The sequence below is a fragment of the uncultured Succinivibrio sp. genome, assembly GCF_902756765.1.
GTDB lineage: Bacteria > Pseudomonadota > Gammaproteobacteria > Enterobacterales > Succinivibrionaceae > Succinivibrio.
In genome coordinates this window covers 1-18157 of sequence record NZ_CACVSS010000041.1, presented here as the reverse complement: position 1 = coordinate 18157, position 18157 = coordinate 1, and the positions used below count along the sequence as shown (strand labels likewise).

The 18157-nt window shown below is 41.1% G+C and carries 10 protein-coding genes, 2 tRNA genes and 1 pseudogene; 3 read left to right on the top strand and 10 right to left on the bottom strand.

Going from position 1 to position 18157, the window contains the following annotated elements; translation table 11 throughout:
* The 6 genes from QZU45_RS07365 to QZU45_RS07340 all read right to left on the bottom strand — a co-directional run.
* On the bottom strand, positions 1–443 hold a 443-nt coding region (locus QZU45_RS07365), incomplete at its 3' end, for a hypothetical protein (protein ID WP_295353582.1).
* Between the two features lie 50 nt (positions 444–493).
* On the bottom strand, positions 494–946 hold the full coding sequence (locus QZU45_RS07360) for a type III secretion system chaperone (protein WP_295353579.1): 453 nt from the start codon (positions 944–946) through the stop codon (positions 494–496).
* Between the two features lie 326 nt (positions 947–1272).
* A tRNA-Asn gene (locus QZU45_RS07355) sits at positions 1273–1348 on the bottom strand.
* A gap of 22 nt (positions 1349–1370) precedes the next feature.
* Positions 1371–1446 (bottom strand) — tRNA-Asn (locus QZU45_RS07350).
* 160 nt (positions 1447–1606) lie between these two features.
* Complete coding sequence (locus tag QZU45_RS07345; protein ID WP_074840590.1) at positions 1607–1801, bottom strand: hypothetical protein; 195 nt, start codon at positions 1799–1801, stop codon at positions 1607–1609.
* Between the two features lie 8 nt (positions 1802–1809).
* Positions 1810–3312, bottom strand: a complete 1503-nt coding sequence (locus QZU45_RS07340; protein ID WP_295353574.1) for a BcsE family c-di-GMP-binding protein — start codon at positions 3310–3312, stop codon at positions 1810–1812.
* Positions 3313–3506: 194 nt separating this feature from the next.
* On the opposite strand from QZU45_RS07340, the gene QZU45_RS07335 reads away from it, so the two are divergent.
* Entirely contained in the window at positions 3507–4061 is a 555-nt protein-coding gene (locus QZU45_RS07335; protein ID WP_074840594.1) for a DJ-1 family glyoxalase III, read from the top strand.
* A gap of 103 nt (positions 4062–4164) precedes the next feature.
* Here QZU45_RS07335 and QZU45_RS07330 read toward each other — a convergent pair whose 3' ends face one another.
* Genes QZU45_RS07330 through QZU45_RS07315 form a run of 4 tightly spaced genes read right to left on the bottom strand, consistent with a single transcriptional unit; the run spans position 4165 to position 13205 of the window.
* A complete protein-coding gene (locus tag QZU45_RS07330) occupies positions 4165–5793 on the bottom strand; it encodes an AAA family ATPase (protein ID WP_295353569.1) in 1629 nt (542 codons plus the stop codon).
* A 25-nt stretch (positions 5794–5818) separates the two neighbouring features.
* On the bottom strand, positions 5819–7393 hold the full coding sequence (locus tag QZU45_RS07325; RefSeq protein WP_295353566.1) for a S16 family serine protease: 1575 nt from the start codon (positions 7391–7393) through the stop codon (positions 5819–5821).
* A 14-nt stretch (positions 7394–7407) separates the two neighbouring features.
* Positions 7408–11385 carry a translocation/assembly module TamB domain-containing protein gene (locus QZU45_RS07320; protein WP_295353563.1) on the bottom strand — a complete coding sequence of 1326 codons (3978 nt, stop codon included), beginning with the start codon at positions 11383–11385 and terminating at the stop codon, positions 7408–7410.
* 2 nt (positions 11386–11387) lie between these two features.
* Positions 11388–13205: a BamA/TamA family outer membrane protein gene (locus QZU45_RS07315; protein ID WP_295353560.1), complete on the bottom strand. Its 1818-nt coding sequence runs from the start codon at positions 13203–13205 to the stop codon at positions 11388–11390.
* A gap of 275 nt (positions 13206–13480) precedes the next feature.
* On the opposite strand from QZU45_RS07315, the gene carA reads away from it, so the two are divergent.
* Both carA and carB read left to right on the top strand, forming a co-directional pair.
* Complete coding sequence (carA, locus tag QZU45_RS07310; RefSeq protein WP_074840604.1) at positions 13481–14620, top strand: glutamine-hydrolyzing carbamoyl-phosphate synthase small subunit; 1140 nt, start codon at positions 13481–13483, stop codon at positions 14618–14620.
* A gap of 10 nt (positions 14621–14630) precedes the next feature.
* Positions 14631–17871: pseudogene (gene carB / locus QZU45_RS07305) on the top strand (carbamoyl-phosphate synthase large subunit).
* Positions 17872–18157: the final 286 nt, after the last annotated feature.

Below are 18157 nucleotides of genomic sequence, written 5' to 3'. Positions count from 1 at the left end.
TTCGAGGTAAACTGACTGGCCACATGCATATAGAGATCCTTTAATTCATCAGATTCTACAATACGTCCTTTACCAGCAACATTAATTATCTTTGACACCATTTCATTGGCTGTATTTTTAGCAGCAACTCGTAGGATTTGATCCTTCTGAGCAACTCTAAAATTGTTCACAAGCTGTTTTATTGAAGAACCTTTTATTCCAAAGCTGATATCCGTTTCTCTTAACCTTGCTTCAATCTTACCTGCACCTTTACCCTCAGACTGCTGCAACAGAATATTTTTCACTTCATTTAAAAGGTTGTTAACTCTTTCTCTGGAATGCCCCAGATTTGCGACATACTTGAATTTAGTCCAGAGTCCGGCTTTCTTCACTTCACCTTTATCTGACAGATAATAGAGGCTGTTATCTTTTAAAGATGCGATATTCTCTAATGAAACGGTCATAGAAATGCTCCAAAAAAAATTCTAAATAACCATAGTGGATCGGAAACAAACTATACAGAAAGACCTAAAGGAGATACTGATGATGTATTTTCTTCAGTCTCAGGAACATCCTGAAGCTCGTTAACAATGCGGACTCTTACACTTTCCGCTGCATTAGCAAAAGAAAAAATATATTCAGCCAACTGTTCTGCATTTAAATCTTTCAAACCAATTGCTGTGGATAAAACTAGAGACTCATCAACAATTCCCAGGAAATTTCCTGAGGTTCCAAATCCGCCAAAAGAAAGTTTTAAAGCTGATCGAAGAACAGGCTCAGAAAGATATGAAATCTTCTCAGGATCAGTTATAGGCGCAAAAATAAAGATATCATTAAAATCAGCACGCCACTGCAGAGTAATAAATATATCGTCATACTCCAGAGTCACTGAATTTTTATTGTCAATTGCCAAAGGTAATCCAGACTCTTTAGCTAAATTACTAATCACCTGTTCAAAATCATTCATCTTTTTAACTCTCCAATTAAAGTTTTTGCATTATATTTCACTACACATTTAAAAACTTTTAACTACATCTAAAAATAATTAAATAAAATGAATATCACCAAAGAATCAGCACAAAATGGAGACGAAGACATAAAAAATAAACAGAATATTCAAATGATCATTCAGAGCCATTAAAAAAATATCAGAGGATATTTATCTTTTTCCTAGAATGAGTTATCAAGCTTTCGTTGCTTTTCAAAATCGATAGGTTACAAAAGGATCGGATTAGGAGAGTAATTTTTATATGATACAGAAACAAAAAAAGCAACCAAAGGTTGCTCTGTGCGTGGCTCCTCCTGCGGGACTCGAACCTGCGACATACGGATTAACAGTCCGCCGTTCTACCGACTGAACTAAGGAGGAATACCTAGCTTTCTTTTTTGATTGGCTCCTCCTGCGGGACTCGAACCTGCGACATACGGATTAACAGTCCGCCGTTCTACCGACTGAACTAAGGAGGAACATCTCAAATTTTGTTTTCACCCTGTCGTGAAAACGTGTGTCATTATAGAGGCAGAACTCTATACTGTCAACACTTAAAAAGAAAAATAATTTCAGAATTTATAAACAAAAGGGCCTAAACATTGGCAGAATTTGATATATAAGCCATTCAGCACTTATTTAATTTTTTCCACTGTTCAGATAGTCTCTGAAAGTCCCTTTTGATTTCAGATTTGAACGAAGATTAGGAGCAATTCTGAAAAAAAGCTTCATGCGGTAAAAATTGTCGCGGATGTAGAAACCTAATGGAACAAACATTACAGCACAAAAAACAATAATCAGCAGGACTTCCTTTTCAATAACAACCGATTCCATAGTTCCTCCTAACTGAGTCTATACAGACTGTGCTCTTTTAGTATTCTGTCGGCAAACTCTTTATCTGAGTGAGAGATGCGGTCATTGTTCTTGATATCAATCAGCTCATCTAAGATCAGATTCTTCTTGGAAATAACTCTGTTGGACTTGAAGAGTTCAATTGAAGTACTGCCTAATACCTGTCCGAAGATTTCAGGGAAAATATTTTCGACATAATGAGGAATGAATACATAAAGCTCATTATTTATCGCTGTACAGTAGTCTCCACCATGCTTTGGAGAGAATCTTAAAATACATTCGTCAATTGAAATCTCATCTTTAGGAGAGAGGATCAGAAGACAGGCTTTAATATTCTCATCGTTAATGTGCATGCTTACAATTGAATAAATCTTATTCACAAAAACTTCAGGATACAAAAAGCCATTTTCCTCTTTGGCTACCAGATGATAGGACTCAACTATATTCTCAAATGAAGGATTCAGAGTCTTTGAGAAAGACATTGATTTGAGCGATGGCAGCATGGCATTGATATAGTCACTGTTTGAAGTGGACTCAAAAATGAAATTGGCTCCACACTCCAGAAAGTATGTTCTTACACAGGAATCCACCTTTGGAACTTTCTCAATGATGATAATCTTAAGGAAGTTGCCACGTTTAGATCTTAGCTCATAAATGTGTTTTCCCAGAAAATCAACCTGTTCTCTTGAGGCCAGACAGAAGATTAAGGTTGCAGCAATAGCCTTGCGGGATGCATCCTCGTAGAGATCATCATTTGAATTATAAAAATGAATAGAATTGAAAAGAGACTTATCAATTTCCAGGGCATCCACGTGTGTGTAACAGATTGAGTTGTCGATGGCATTGTCTACACTGTTACTGTCAATCTTAAACTCATAACCCTTAGGACCAAGCTTTAACAGCGATTCACCGTGAGAAAAAACTCCTTCATTGTTTCTCCACATCTTGGTATCGAGTTTCAGATCAGGTCCATCATTACATAAAACCGCTAGACCTGAGATGTAATGACTTTTCTTGGCAATCTTCTTAACCAGCATCTCCGGATGATCACCGAAACTTACAAACAGCATGGCGGTATTGAATCTGGAGGCAAAGATTGAAAATTTAGATAAAAGCTTATCGAGCTCCTTTCCTTCGTATGGTAGCAGCGAAATCTCATCAAACAGAACAATAATAAAGGAGTTCTCCTTGGTCATCTTCATGAATTTAAAGTCATTGACCAGAGTTTTTAAAAGATTGTTCCTGTTTTTATTTACAAAGACTTCTGTATCAATTCTAAGCAGATAATCAAGATCATAGCCCTGAATAAAGAACTCTTCCCTGTCAACATCACTGACAACAAAGTAGCGTTTATAGGATACACTTGAATTGTGATACAGACATGACAAAGCCACGTTAATTGCTATATTACGGTTTGAACAGGCAACATAGGAAACACTTCCGTTCTGCAGCTCCTGAAGCTCCATAACAAGATTCTGTATGCCAAGATACATAGGCTGACCTTTGAAAAATAAAGAAACACTCTATCTAAGAGTAGATGATAAATATAGATTTTTCAGAGAATCTTTGTAAAAATGAAAGGTAAATTCAGATAATTTTGAAGCACAAACAGAAAATTTTAATTGTATTGTTGCACAATATACTTGTATGAAAATTATTACTCCTACAAACAGGTAAGGATACCACTATGAAAACAGCTTTGATTTTATACACCAACGGAACAGAGGATATCGAGGTTACTGCTGCTTTGGATGTACTGCACAGAGGTGGAGTAAAAATTACCACAGCTGCAGTTACAGATGAAAGCTCACGAATGGTGCCTTTAGCACACGGAACCGTCGTTGTATGCGACACCAACATAGATGAGCTTGAGGGAGAATATGATCTGATTGTAATTCCTGGAGGTCCTGGAACCAGAAACATGGCACAGAATGGCAAGGTTATCGACCTGCTAAAGGATCAGAAGGCAAAGGGAAAACTTATAGGTGCTATCTGTGCAGCGCCTGGAGTTGTACTTTACTCTCACGGACTTATTGATGATAAGACCACAGCCTCATGCTATCCTGGATGTGAATGCGGCAAAAACTTCAGTAAACAGGGCGTTTCTGTTTCAGAGGATGGCAGGATTATAACCGCAAGATCTGCTCACTATGCTATTGCTTTCGGACTTGAAATGCTGAAGGCTTTATCTGGGGAAGAGATATCTCTAAAGGTAGCAAGAGATCTGCTGGTTATTGAATAGTTGTTATGGCATTTTTATACTATTAATAAACTGTTACTTTTATATTTTTTTGTCTTAAAAGAATAGAGGAACTATCCTCTGTTCTTTCACTTTCATTCAAAAACTAATCAACAATCTTGTAGAGCGTAATTTTTCGTTTGTCCTTTGAACCATCAAAAACACAAGCAATCTGGATTAGTTCTCTTCCTTCAAGATATTCAGAACCGTACTCTTTTTCCTTAATCTGTTTTACAGCATCCTCAAGAAGAGATTCAACATTCTGTCCTTCATCAGAATATTTCAGCTCAAGAACAATTCTCCTGTTATCAAGATTGATCAGAATATCACTTCTACCTTTAAAATTATGCTGTTCAGATCTAACATCGACTCCCTTTCCCATAAGATAAGCTTGAATAACCGCCCTTAATGATGATTCGTCATGTATTACTGTATTCTTATCGTATACCACAGCTGCAGTTACGCTATTGAATAAGGATATCAACTCTTCAACAGAACTTGTTTCAAGAAGATTAACATTATTGTAGGTAATGATTTCTATTGTCTTTGAAAACAGTTTCATACTTAGAAGCCTGCACAAGGCAGTTGACACTTCTTTGTTTGCAAAGCCCAGCAATAAAGTAGAACGATTAGAATTGATATCAGATTTTAAGGTCAGATACCCAGACTGATACATAAGAACATTTTCGTTCATATCTATTAGAGAAGTTGGATTCTTAAAATCGTCGTAGTTAATAACTATTTCTGATGACTGAAATTTATTCAGATCGATTTCATGAGATTCCATATAATTTCTGAGTATTGATGGAATTCCTCCAACATCGTACCAGTAATCACCAAAAACAACCTTTCTTCTTTCGGCTATATCCTGTAAAAAGTTGTTTACAGAATAGGTTGAGAAAACTTTGTTTTCAAAAAATTCATCAAAGCAGTAGCCATCGTAATTAACCGCCATTCTGTCCAGAAGCTTCTCTATTTCCTCATCCGACACGGCATCAGTATCTTTATGCTTTTCAAAAGAAACTCCAAGCTTTAAATAATCAATATAGAATTGCTTAATCTCTTCTCTGGTAAAACCTATCATCTTTGAATAAGCATTATGATAGCTTAAATCCTTGATATCAGAACCTACAGAGAAAATTGCTACATCCTTAAGGCGAGTTACACCTGTAACTGCAAGAAATCTAATCTGCTTCTTTCCTTTTAGCGCAGCATAAAACTCTCGTATGCAGTTTCTAAATGACTCATAGAGCTCTGGATTATTGATATTAGCGGTAAGCTGACAATCATACTCATCTATTAGAATAACAATCTTTTTGTCATCAAGAGCATTAAAAAGCTCAATGATTGCACTATCCGCTTCACAACTTGTAATCGCATCCTTTAAGCCTTGTTTTTCAGCAAATACGGATATTGCCTTTGAGATTTTCTCATTGAATGCAGCAACGCTATTTACCCTATACTCAAGGAAATTCAGATGGAGAACAGGGTACTTTTCCTGCTCCCATTTATCGTAAATCCAAGTTCCCTTAAAGTAAGGCTCAACTCCCTGTTCAAAAAGAGTTCCGATAGTATTTAGTGTTAGAGATTTACCGAAACGACGAGGACGAGAAAAGAAGACGCGCTTATAATTTCTTATAAGATTATAGATATACTCCGTCTTATCTACATAGATTGAATTACTATCTAAAAAATCCTCGAATCTTTCAGATGAAGCAATCACTTTTATAGGCATATTTCCTTTTCCTCACGAGAAATCGTTAAAAGAACTTCCACCATGGACGAGGATTCTTGCCATTTCCAATTTCATCCAGTCTTGTACAAATCTTGGCGCAGATAGAATTCTCAACCGAACTGTCTCCCCAAGGAGTTTTAAGTAATAACTTGGCTGCTCCGGTTACATGGGAAACAACATAAATATGGAACTTACCTTCCTTAACTGCAGAGATAACGGATCCTCTCAATACAAGCTGATCAACACAGGAAGCAGGAATAATTACGCCCTGAGTTCCGGTTAGTCCATGCAGACGACAGATCTTGAAAAAGCCTTCAATCTTCTCATTAACACCGCCTACAGGCTGAACATCTCCGAACTGATCAACAGCTCCGGTTACAGCCAGATCCTGACGAATAGGTAAATCGGATAAGGCAGAGATAACTGCACAAAGACCGGTTAATGATGCAGAGTCACCATCAATCTCACTGTATGACTGTTCAAAGACCAAACTTGCAGATACAGGCAGAGGCTGTTCAGCACCAAATTCATTAGCAAGAAAACCATTGATAATCATCATGGCCTTGGCATGAATCTGACCTGCAAGTTCAGCCTTGCGCTCAATATCTATAACATCCCCTTCTCCACCGGCGCGTAAAGTTGCGGTGATTCTGACAGGCTCTCCATATTCATAGGAGGTTCCGGCGGTTTCAATGACACTCAGGCCGTTTATCTGCCCTACCTCTTCACCTTCTGTTGCAAGCAGGATCTGGTTGTCACGGTGATTTCTTAATTCAAGCTCAGCAAAATAGTTGATACGGTAATCTTCTGCAGCGATTGCCTTTAATACAGCAAGGTTATCAACAGTATTTCCATTTGCATAACGATTGGCAGCTATTACCAGAGTACAAAGTCTTATCTCAGGAATTCCGAGCCATCTTCTGTCTCCTGACTGTCTTGAAGACCAGATACACAGAAGTTCAATTGCCTCCTGCGAAAAGTTATGAAGCTTATACTTTTTAACATAACTTGCCACAAGGGATGCCATAAGCTCGACACCACCGGCAATAGGAAATTCCATGACAATATCTGAGCGAAGCACATTATCAAGTGAAGGCCAGATCATCTGCAGAGAAGCACACTCGGTGGCATCACCGCACAGAATAAGCTTAAGACCTTCGTTCTGAGCAATGCATGCGTCTGACATATTCAGCCATTTTGGATGATCTAGCAGATGAGAGCAAGGCATTATGACATAGCCTTTAGAGGTCAGAACACCGTCAACCTTGTCATTACCAAAAAATTCAAACCTGGTTGGCGCATAGGCAATGGTAGGTTCCTGCCCAGAGAGTTCAGCTACTAGTTCATGAGCAATCTCAATAGTGTTTACTCTTGAACTGCCGCAGAGCATAAGAATTTTGGTATAAGGATTGTTTATAAGCTCTTTTACAGCATTTCTTGCTCTTAACTGGAGTCTGGCAAAGGAGCGAGGTCTAAATTCACTTGTATCTTTGAAATCTTTTCTTTCAATAACAGGCAGTAAATCCTGATATTCAAGCTCAACAATGGCATCTGCAGCATTCTGAGCTTCTTCGGTTGCTTCTGTAAAAACGTATTTCAAGTGTTATACCTATTTTAATTTGTCTCAAAGCTGTAAATAAGATTTACCGACTGATCGATTGATGCGACGAATTCAGCATACAGCTTTCTTATTAGTTCATACCTGATCTTAAACTCATTAACCGAGTTATAAATACCATATCCATATGAAAGACGCAATCTGTTGTTCACGTAGGTTTGAACTTCAACCTGTGTTTCCTCTCCGCTTCCAGATGAGCCTAACTGCACACCTTCCATACCGAAGATTCCGACAACAGAATTCAGCATACCCGCTGTGGTTCCAAGACCCAATGACATTAAAAGCTGGGTACTTGAGGCATCTGAATTGCCAGAGGAGTTTCGCTCAAGGCCATGACCATATAATAGGTAGCTTAAGATCTCGTTCTTACTCATGGCAGGCTTGGAAAACAGCGTTATCTCAGGATTCTCAGCATATCCGGTAACCTTTACACCAGCCAGCACATCATCGTCAATGGCACTTGGGTCTGCCACCACTTCAACATCCAGTGCCGGATTGGTAATATCATTTTTAAAGATGGCATGTCCGTGATTGATAATAAACTTGTGACCGTACATATCCGCAGTAGCGTGTTCAAGCGAAATCTTACCCTTAGAGAGGACCCTGTTAGAATCAGAAGCCTTGGTGATATTAACACCGCCTACAACCTGCGAGCGCACGCCCATAGCGTTAACTCTGATGTTATCGCCAAGATTGATCTGTACATCAAGGATCATGTCATTATTGATTGCTGCCGCCTTTTTACGGTCAATCATCATACCGCGCAGATTGGTATTGGAGTCCACAAAGATTTCATCCTTGGATGGTGAGATACTCTTGTTATCAAGAGACTTGAATTTAATGGTGGCCCGAGGAATATCAACCTTACCTGTCACCTTGATAACCTCATTAAGCTCGCACAGAGTATGGATATTTGCCACGGCCTCACCATAGGTTAAAAGGAAGAAAGGCAGATTATCAGCATCTAGATGAAGTCTGCCTCGGGCGCCTTCAGTCCAGTCAAGGTCACCTGTAAGCTTAAGATCCGACTCATTAAGAGTAAACACACCGTTAACCTTACCCTTTGAACCGTCAGCTTTTACACTGACGTCAAACTTGCTGATCTCTCCGATACTCAAAGCAGGATCGGCTCTGCCGTTTACATTTATGTCACCAAAGAATAAAGGAACATCAAGAGTACCGCCAAGAGTACCTTTAATATTGGCTAGGCCCTCAAGAAGATTAAGCTGTTTGGTGGTTGCAGTGAACAGATCAAGATTAAGATCTTTTAAAAGTACGTTGCCGGATAACTTCTTTGAAGAATAAGGATCAGTAACCGCTGCACTGATATTCAGGGTTCCGAGCTCTCTTCGTAATTCAACATTGAGATCGGTTGTAAACTTCTGTCGGTATGCATCAAAATCAATATGAATATTCTTGTATGGAATAAAGCTTGAGTATGCCATTACCCTGCCGTTTTCAGATTTGATATTACCTTTTACGTTAGGAATTCCGTTAGTTACATTGATATCTGAATGTCCGGAGAGTTTTCCTGAAAGTTTAACCTCATCAGGGAGATATTTGTTTACCACCTGCAGATTAAGCTTATCAAGATCAACAACTGTTTTAAGAGTACCAGGACCAAAGATAGTCTCTGTTGAGATTAGATTAAAGTTTCCGTCTGTGATGGTAACCGGGGAAATCCTGCCACTCTTATCATTAAGATTCAGATTAATCTCAATAGGCTCTTTTATGAAAATAGGTTCAACCACATTCGATACCACCAGCATATTCATAATCTTGGCGGCATAGGAATTCCTGTTTTGATCATATGAGCCTTCAGCTGAGATGTAACTGCCTCCACCTGAACCGCAGGAAAAAGTAAGTCGGTGATGAGGAAGATCTCCTGAAAAATCCAGAGAGCATTTCTTATAAGGCTTGATGTATTTTGACACCATAACCGTATTGGCAATCATAGACAGATTCATGTGCATTGAGGCTAAATCCATTACGGTATCAAACACAAAATTGGACATGAAAATGTTATTGAAGAAAAAGCGCTCAGACTTTCCGGCAAGAGAAATTCTTGGAGATTTTGCATCCCCGCTTACCGCCAGTCGTCCTTTAAAACTACCCTTGGCCCCCGGAATAATCAAGGATAAATCAGGCAACTCAAATGAACCGTCCAGATAAGAAGAGCTTTCGCTTAGATTGCCTTTTAAATTTACCGAGTTTTCCTTCTGATTAAACTCAAATTTCTCTACATGAAATCCTGTATCAGAAACACCGGCTAAATCTTTGATGACCAGCTCAGATGGATTAGAGTTCAGATTAAATCTCGCATTAACATGATCGACTCCGACTTCAATAGCATTTGATTTTGAATCGGAAAAGACTCTGAACTGAGAGTCCATCTCAAGACCTCCGCGCAGAAACTCGGAGATATCACCTGCATCATCAGCCTTGAAGCTTACCTTGCCGTCAAAGCCAACCTTTTCATCAAAGGAGACAAGGCCTTCTGCATTACCCTTCACCACACGATCACCTAAAAGGCCGCTGAGATCAAAATGATGAATCTCAAAGTCTGACAGGGTAAGTGTTGAGTCCAGCGAAAGCTTGGTCTTTTTAAAGCCGTAACCAAAAAATACGGTATCAAGCTTAAGAGGCATCTCTTTGAAGATGGCTCCATCCAATGTCAGATTAACATTCCTAAAGTGCAGAAGATTGCGTTTTAAATCATCTTCGCTGATGCTTGAGGAGATACCGGTCTCAACAGATTTGATATTAGAAACAATCTCTTTTACGGTTTCATGCTCAAGCGAGGTTTTAGCCTTTTTCTGCAGTTCCTCTGAGTCCACCATTGGGAAGGTAATGTTGTCGGATTTTACTCCAAGATAAACAGGCACTTCATTTGACAGTGTATTTATCCTGGCCTTCACATCTATCTTTTTAGGAGTATTGATGGAGGCATCAAGATTAAGATTAACCAGATCTCCTTTAATGGTTCCCTCTCCTGTCAGTCCATATAAGGCAGACTCGTAGTGCTCAAGATTGTATTTGGTGTTATAGCCGACACCTGAAACCACAAAATTCATGTTGTAGTAATCAACAAAATCCATGGTGCCAGATACACTGACCTCACCTAAAGCATGACATGCTCTAACTGAAAAGACCTTTAACAGAGTGTGCTCCCACAGTGCATTCACTGTGGCATCCACAAGACCGGTATCGTAGCCGTCCTGATAATATCTGCCCTGCTTAATCTTAAGATTGTATAGAGCGCAGTTTAAAGGAAGATCAATATCGGTAATCTTCTCGATGGCACCGTTGCCATTGTCAAATGTCAGGATTTCAGGCAGGTTATTAGGAGCCTCAGTATCATCTCCGGTATATTTAAGATGGACTGACGGATTTTCAATAACACCTGAGGTTACTCCTGCAAAATCATCATGAGCCTCTAAAACAAGATCAGCCTTTGGGACTCTTACATCCACAATATCTGAAAGATAGGCAAAATCCTTCAGTTTTAAGGAATCAATTGCAATCTTTACCAGAAAATCCAGTCGGAATGGCTCTTCATCTTCTGCTTCTACTGCAGTTAATGCCTCTTCCTCAGAGCTCTCCTCCTCATCAGACTGGTAGGTAAGTTCAACTTCAAGCTTATCGGCAATAAGATGATCGATTTTAAAGACATCTGAAGAGAGATAGCCTAAGGCATGATATTTGAGATCGAGACTGTTGGCACGGATAATCACCACGTCCTTTACATTGACTTCAAAATAGCTGTCGGTCTTAAAGCCGTTTAGAACCGAGCCTTCATCAATATCTGCAGTAATGGTCAGAATGTCAGATAAGGAACTGTTGACATTGGAGACAATAAACTTCATTCCCGATGTTGTGCCCAGGGCATAATACAGAATTGAGCCCAAAGTCAGCATCAGAACAGCAGTTATCAGTGCAGAAATTTTTAAAATTTTTTTTAATTTTGCATTCATATTTAAAATTCTGGGCCAAACTGCAGGTGTAATCTTACGCCGTGCTTGTCACGATGATTGTCAATTCCGTATGCAATATCAATCTTGGCAATACCGTAAGGCGTTATGTAGCGGTAGCCGATGCCCGGTCCGTACAGAAAATGATGATCCTCTTTATAGTCGTTTGTAACAATTGCAGAGTCTAGGAATACCGCACCTCTGCTGTTGCTGATACCAATCGGAAATTCAAATTCTGCAGTGGCACAGGACATATATTTAGAACCAAGAAGCTCATCCTTTGAGTTTCTAGTAGACTGAGACTTATAGCTAAAGCCACGCAGGGTCTGATCACCGCCGGCAAAATAACGCATAGAAGGAGGAACCTTTCCTGCATCAGAACCTAAGTTTGCGCCCTGATATAATTTATATAAAAATCTTGTGTTCTCTGTAGGTGATAATACACCCTTGAAGATCAGTTCACTCTTCCAGAATGTCAGATCTGAGATAATCCTCGAGGAGAATTTGTTATCAAAAACAATCGAGTAACCAGCTCTAGGGTCAAGACCTCCTGTTGATGTTCTCATAGAGAGCATGGTGCCGAGCATGGTATTGAAGGAATGACCATCCTCGTCAGCCTGAGTGTAGTCCTCATACTCAGTGGCTACATAATAGTCTCGACGCCATTTACCAACCATATTGGCTACATAGTGGAAAGAGCCATGAGAGACATCTGACAGGGTATCGTTCAGATCGATTCTGGTCTGAGAGAGCTTGATAAAGAAATAATCTAAATTAGGATTCTTGTGCGGAATCTTGTAGATAGCCTGAGCTGTCTGTTTCTTCTTAGAGGCTCTGACAAAGGATGAGAAGGAATGACCTTTTGAACTGATAAGAGGCTTATCCCAGCCTAAAATTCCACGGATACCTTCATCTGTTGAAAAACCGATACCGACACGGTACTGATTCTTAGCCTGTCGTTCAAGACCTAGTTTTACAGGAACCTGACCATCCTTACGCTCCTCCACAACCGGCTGTACATCCACAGAACGGTAGTAGTTGGTCTGTGACAGTGAAGTTGAGAAACTGTTCAGTGTATGAGAGGAGAAATAATCTCCTTCCTTGAAGTTAATAAGCGATCTTGAAGGAGTTAAAAGCCAGTCGGTTTTCTCATCAGTTATCAGCTTGCCGAATTTATAGCGCTTGCCGGTATCGTAGATTAGAACAATATCTGCAGCATTCTGCTCCTGGTATACCAGAATTCTTGAACTGATAAGCTTTGAATCAAAAAAGCCCAGAGAGATGGCATTATCCTTGAGCGCAGCCTTGAGCTGCTCGTATCTACCATGGTCAAGCAGAGTATATGGACCGATTCCGCTCTTCTCTACAATCTTTTTAAAGGACTGATAAAAAGCTCCCTCACCCAGAATCTCAATCTGGAAATTTCTGATGAAAAGAGGCTTTCCTAAATCAACGTCGGCTACAAGCTCTCTTGATTTGGAATCCCTCTTAGGATAATCAAGATTTATCTTAGGATGGTAGTAACCGTAGGAGTGAACTGCAAGCGTAATCTTATCGGAAATCTCCTTGCCATAGAGTCGGGATTTTTCCTTGGCAATCTGGGGCAGCGAGGACAGATATCCGTATACGTTATCCCTTACATCCTGTCTTTTGATACCGTTAACCTTGATGGTTATAGGATTTGGTACGGTGTTGACGGATTTAACAGGCTTGCCGTCAGAGGAGCAGCCACCAGCTACAGAGACAGCAATAGCCAGAGCACATTCAATTATAAAGGTGCTCTTCTTAAGTCTTAACCTAACCTTATGCTGGCGATTAAACATTCTTAGAAAACAATATCCGAATACGCTTATTTATAGTAATTTTTTTACCCTAATTATATCGAACTTTCTTATTTCAGTTATAGGAAGCAGGAATAATTGTGAAAAAAAACAAAGAAAAAGGACATCATATAACCAAATTGGTTCAAATAAGTTTTTTTCTTGAAAAAGTATGAGATTCGTCTAAAATATTGCAGACTATGGTCCTGGTGAAAAAAAAATACTGCACCAAAGATCAGCGTCACTTTGTGTTCTCAATCATTTTTTTGGGGGTCTTTGTGGTCGCATCCGCAATTCTGGCTCTCGCTGACGGAACAGTATTTAAAGGAAAAGCGTTCGGCGCTGAAAATACTACCACCGTTGGTGAAGTCGTATTCAATACATCCATGACAGGATATCAGGAAATTCTTACCGATCCTTCATACGCTAGTCAAATCGTCACTCTTACTTATCCTCACATCGGCAATTACGGTACAAATGAAGAAGACATCGAATCTCGGGATGTTTTTGCAATGGGTCTGGTTGTAAGAGATCTGTCTCTGGTAGCTTCAAACTTCCGCAGCACCATGAACCTGAGCGATTTCCTTGCAAAGTATAAAAAGCCTGGAATTTACGGAATTGATACCAGAATGCTGACAAGAATCCTTCGTGAGAAAGGTGCCCAGAATGCATGTCTGTCAACCGATCCTAAAATGACTGCTGAAAAAGCTCTAAAGCTTGCAAGAGAATTCGCTGGAATCAAGGGAATGGATCTTGCCAAGGTTGTAAGTACCAAAGAAATATACGACTGGAACGAAGGTACCTGGGAACTTGGTTCTGGCTATGTAAACAAGAGCCGTACCGAGTTTAACGTTGTAGCCTACGATTTCGGTGTTAAGTACAACATCCTAAGAATTCTGACTTCTCTTGGCTGCAAGGTTACCGTTGTACCTGCAATGACACCTGCAAGTGAAGTAATAAAAATGAATCCAGACGGTATCTTCCTGTCCAACGGACCAGGAGATCCTGAACCATGTACTTATGCACAGGAAGCTATCAGAACCTTCCTTGAGCATAAGATTCCGTTATTCGGCATTTGTCTTGGACATCAGCTTTTGTCCTTAGCCTCAGGTGCTAAGACCATCAAGATGAAGTGCGGTCATCACGGTGCCAACCACCCTGTAAGAGATTTGGAGAGCGGAGTAGTTTACATCACCTCTCAGAACCATGGTTTCTGTGTAGATGAGGCAACTCTTCCAGCCAATCTGAAGGCAACACACAAATCACTGTTCGATGGAACCCTGCAGGGCGTTGAACGTACCGATGCACCAGCCTTCAGCTTCCAGGGACATCCTGAAGCAAGTCCAGGTCCACACGATCCAATGGCTTTATTTAAACATTTCGTTGAGCTTATGCGCAAATACAGAGAAAAAGCTTAGGGGATAACAGATGCCAAAACGTACAGACATAAAAAAAATCTTAATCTTAGGCGCAGGCCCAATTGTTATCGGCCAGGCCTGTGAGTTTGACTACTCAGGTACTCAGGCATGCAGAGCCCTAAGAGAGGAAGGCTACAAGGTTATCCTTGTAAACTCCAACCCTGCAACCATCATGACCGATCCTGATGTTGCAGATGTTACCTACATTGAGCCTATCCACTGGAAGGTTGTAGAGAACATCATCGAGAAGGAACGTCCAGATGCAGTACTGCCAACCATGGGCGGTCAGACCGCTCTAAACTGCGCCCTTGATCTTGAAAAACACGGTGTACTTGCCAAGTACAATGTCGAGATGATCGGTGCTAAAGCCGATGCCATCGACAAGGCTGAGAACCGTGAAAGATTCGACAAGGCCATGAAGGCAATCGGTCTTGAGTGTCCTCGTGCCGGTATTGCACACAGCATACAGGAAGCCTGGGAAGTTCAGAAACAGGTTGGATTCCCTTGTATTATAAGACCATCCTTCACTATGGGCGGCACCGGTGGCGGTATTGCCTACAACCCAGAGGAGTTCGAGGATATCTGTAACAAGGGCTTAGAACTCTCCCCTACCCACGAACTTTTAATTGACGAATCACTCATTGGATGGAAAGAGTACGAGATGGAGGTTGTCCGTGATCATAAGGATAACTGCATTATTGTCTGCTCCATCGAAAACCTTGACCCAATGGGTATTCACACCGGTGACTCAATCACTGTAGCACCAGCTCAGACACTGACCGATAAGGAATACCAGATCATGCGTGACGCCGCTATGGCTGTTCTGCGTGAAATCGGTGTTGAGACTGGCGGTTCAAATGTTCAGTTCGGTATCAATCCAAAGAACGGACGTATGGTTATCATTGAGATGAACCCTCGTGTATCCCGTTCATCAGCTTTAGCCTCAAAGGCAACCGGCTTCCCTATCGCCAAGATTGCCGCCAAGCTGGCTGTAGGTTATACCTTAGATGAGCTTGGAAATGACATCACCGGCGACAAGACTCCAGCCTCATTCGAGCCAAGTCTTGACTATGTTGTTACTAAGATCCCTCGTTTCAACTTTGAAAAATTCCCTAACTCAGATGATCGCCTGACCACTCAGATGAAGTCTGTAGGTGAAGTTATGGCTATCGGCCGTACCTTCGAGGAATCTCTGCAGAAAGCTCTGCGCGGTCTTGAAACCGGCAAGAGCGGTTTCGACCCTCGTCTTGACATGAAGAAACCAGACGCAAGATTAAAGCTTCTTCACGAACTTGAGACTGCAGGCGCCCACCGTATCTGGTACATCGGCGATGCCTTCCGTTTAGGCATGACCGTTGAAGAGGTCTTCGGCTACACCCAGATCGACCCATGGTTCCTATGTCAGATTAAGGAAATCATTGATATTGAGCAGTCTTTAGGCGGCAGAACCTTAAAGTCTATCGATGCCGACGAGATGAAAGATCTCAAGTCCCGCGGTTTCTCAGATGCAAGACTTGCCAAACTTTTAAAGACTACTGAGGATAAGGTTCGCGCTCGCAGATGGCTCTTTGAGGTTTACCCAACCTACAAGAGAGTTGATACCTGTGCTGCTGAGTTTGCAACCTCCACCGCTTATATGTACTCAACCTATGAGCAGGAATGTGAGGCCCGTCCATCCGATAAGAAGAAGGTTATCGTTTTAGGCGGCGGCCCTAACCGTATCGGTCAGGGTATCGAGTTCGACTACTGCTGTGTTCACGCCTCAATGGCTCTTCGTGAAGACGGCTACGAGTCAATCATGGTTAACTGTAACCCTGAGACTGTATCAACCGACTACGATATTTCAGACAGACTATACTTCGAGCCTGTAACCCTTGAAGATGTTCTTGAAATTGCCCGTGTTGAAAAGCCTGTCGGTGTGATTGTTCAGTTCGGTGGTCAGACACCTCTGAAACTTGCCAAGAAGCTTGAGGCTGAAGGTGTGCCTATCATCGGTACATCACCTACCGATATCGACCGCGCAGAAGATCGTAAGCTGTTCCAGGAAGTTGTTAACAAACTTGAACTGCTGCAGCCTAAGAACGGCACTGCAACTTCTCTGAACCAGGCTATTACTGTTGCCAGCGAAATCGGCTACCCTCTGGTTGTACGTCCATCCTACGTTTTAGGCGGTCGTGCCATGGAAGTTGTCTACGGTGAAGACGATCTGCGCACCTACTTCGCTGAAGCTGTTAAGGTTTCAAACAAGTCACCAGTTCTTCTGGACAAGTTCCTGGATCACGCTACCGAAATCGACGTTGATGCTGTTGCTGACGGAAAGGATGTTGTAATCGGTGGCATCATGGAGCACGTTGAGGAGTGTGGTGTTCACTCTGGTGACGCTTCCTGTGTTCTACCTCCATATCACTTAAAGCAGGATATGATTGACAGACTCACCAAGATCTCAAAAGATCTTGCTTTAGCCTTAAATGTTAAAGGTCTGATGAATGTTCAGCTGGCAATCCGTGAGGACAAGATTTATCTAATCGAAGTTAACCCTCGTGCCGCACGTACCATTCCATTCGTATCCAAGGCAACCGGACTACCAATGGCTAAGATTGCAGCTCGTGTAATGACAGGTAAGACTCTGGCTGAACAGGGTATCACCCATGAGGTGGTTCCTCCATACTACTCACTACTCAGTTAAGGAAGTTGTGCTGCCATTTGCCAAGTTCCCAGGATCAGATCCTCTGTTAGGACCTGAAATGAGATCAACCGGTGAAACCATGGGTACTGCAACATCATTCCCAGAGGCTTTTGCTAAAGCTCAGCTTGCAGCCAAGTCTCCTATCCAGAGATCTGGAACTGTTCTGCTTTCAATCAAGAAGTCAGATCAGAACAGACTGCCTGAGTTTGGACGTAAACTGGTTGAAGCAGGCTTCAAGCTTGAGGCAACTCAGGGAACCTGTCAGACTCTAAGAGATGCCGGCATTGAATGTACCCATGTACACAAAGTTTATGAAGCTAGACCAAACTTACTGGACTTCATTAAATCAGGTAAGTACAACTGGGTTATCAATTCAACCGAAGGTCGTCAGTCTGTTGAGGATTCCCGTTCACTGCGTCGCAGCTGTCTGCGTTATGATATCTGCTATACCACAACCTTAAATGCAGCTATTGCTTCTGTTGAGGCAATAAGTGCAGATGAGTATGCAACTGTTCATTCTCTTCAGGAACTGCATGAGATGGTAAATCAGAAGTATAAGAAGTAATTCATTCTTGACTTAATTTGAAAGGATCCGAAGCCCCAAAAGCTTCGGATTATTTTTGAGAAGATTGCATAATAAATCTTTTTCAAATTAAAAGCAGGAGGGGGCATCCCTACCAGAAGAGATTATAGTTAGGCTCAAGACATAAACCTAACTTTTGCAGTTAAATAGACTATAAACATCGCGCAAACCCTTATGGGGCTTTATTTTTGACCTGATTCACATATTTGTATAAAGTAATATACTGTAACATATATATCATGGTATAATATCCCTGTGTCTTTTTTTC

What these genes read in the sequence shown, in the direction of transcription:
- QZU45_RS07330 (WP_295353569.1), bottom strand. Translation starts at nt 5,793, where the DNA reads ATGCCTATAAAAGTGATTGCTTCATCTGAAAGATTCGAGGATTTTTTA.
- QZU45_RS07335 (WP_074840594.1), top strand. Translation starts at nt 3,507, where the DNA reads ATGAAAACAGCTTTGATTTTATACACCAACGGAACAGAGGATATCGAG.
- QZU45_RS07320 (WP_295353563.1), bottom strand. Translation starts at nt 11,385, where the DNA reads ATGAATGCAAAATTAAAAAAAATTTTAAAAATTTCTGCACTGATAACT.
- QZU45_RS07360 (WP_295353579.1), bottom strand. Translation starts at nt 946, where the DNA reads ATGAATGATTTTGAACAGGTGATTAGTAATTTAGCTAAAGAGTCTGGA.
- QZU45_RS07345 (WP_074840590.1), bottom strand. Translation starts at nt 1,801, where the DNA reads ATGGAATCGGTTGTTATTGAAAAGGAAGTCCTGCTGATTATTGTTTTT.
- QZU45_RS07315 (WP_295353560.1), bottom strand. Translation starts at nt 13,205, where the DNA reads ATGTTTAATCGCCAGCATAAGGTTAGGTTAAGACTTAAGAAGAGCACC.
- QZU45_RS07340 (WP_295353574.1), bottom strand. Translation starts at nt 3,312, where the DNA reads ATGTATCTTGGCATACAGAATCTTGTTATGGAGCTTCAGGAGCTGCAG.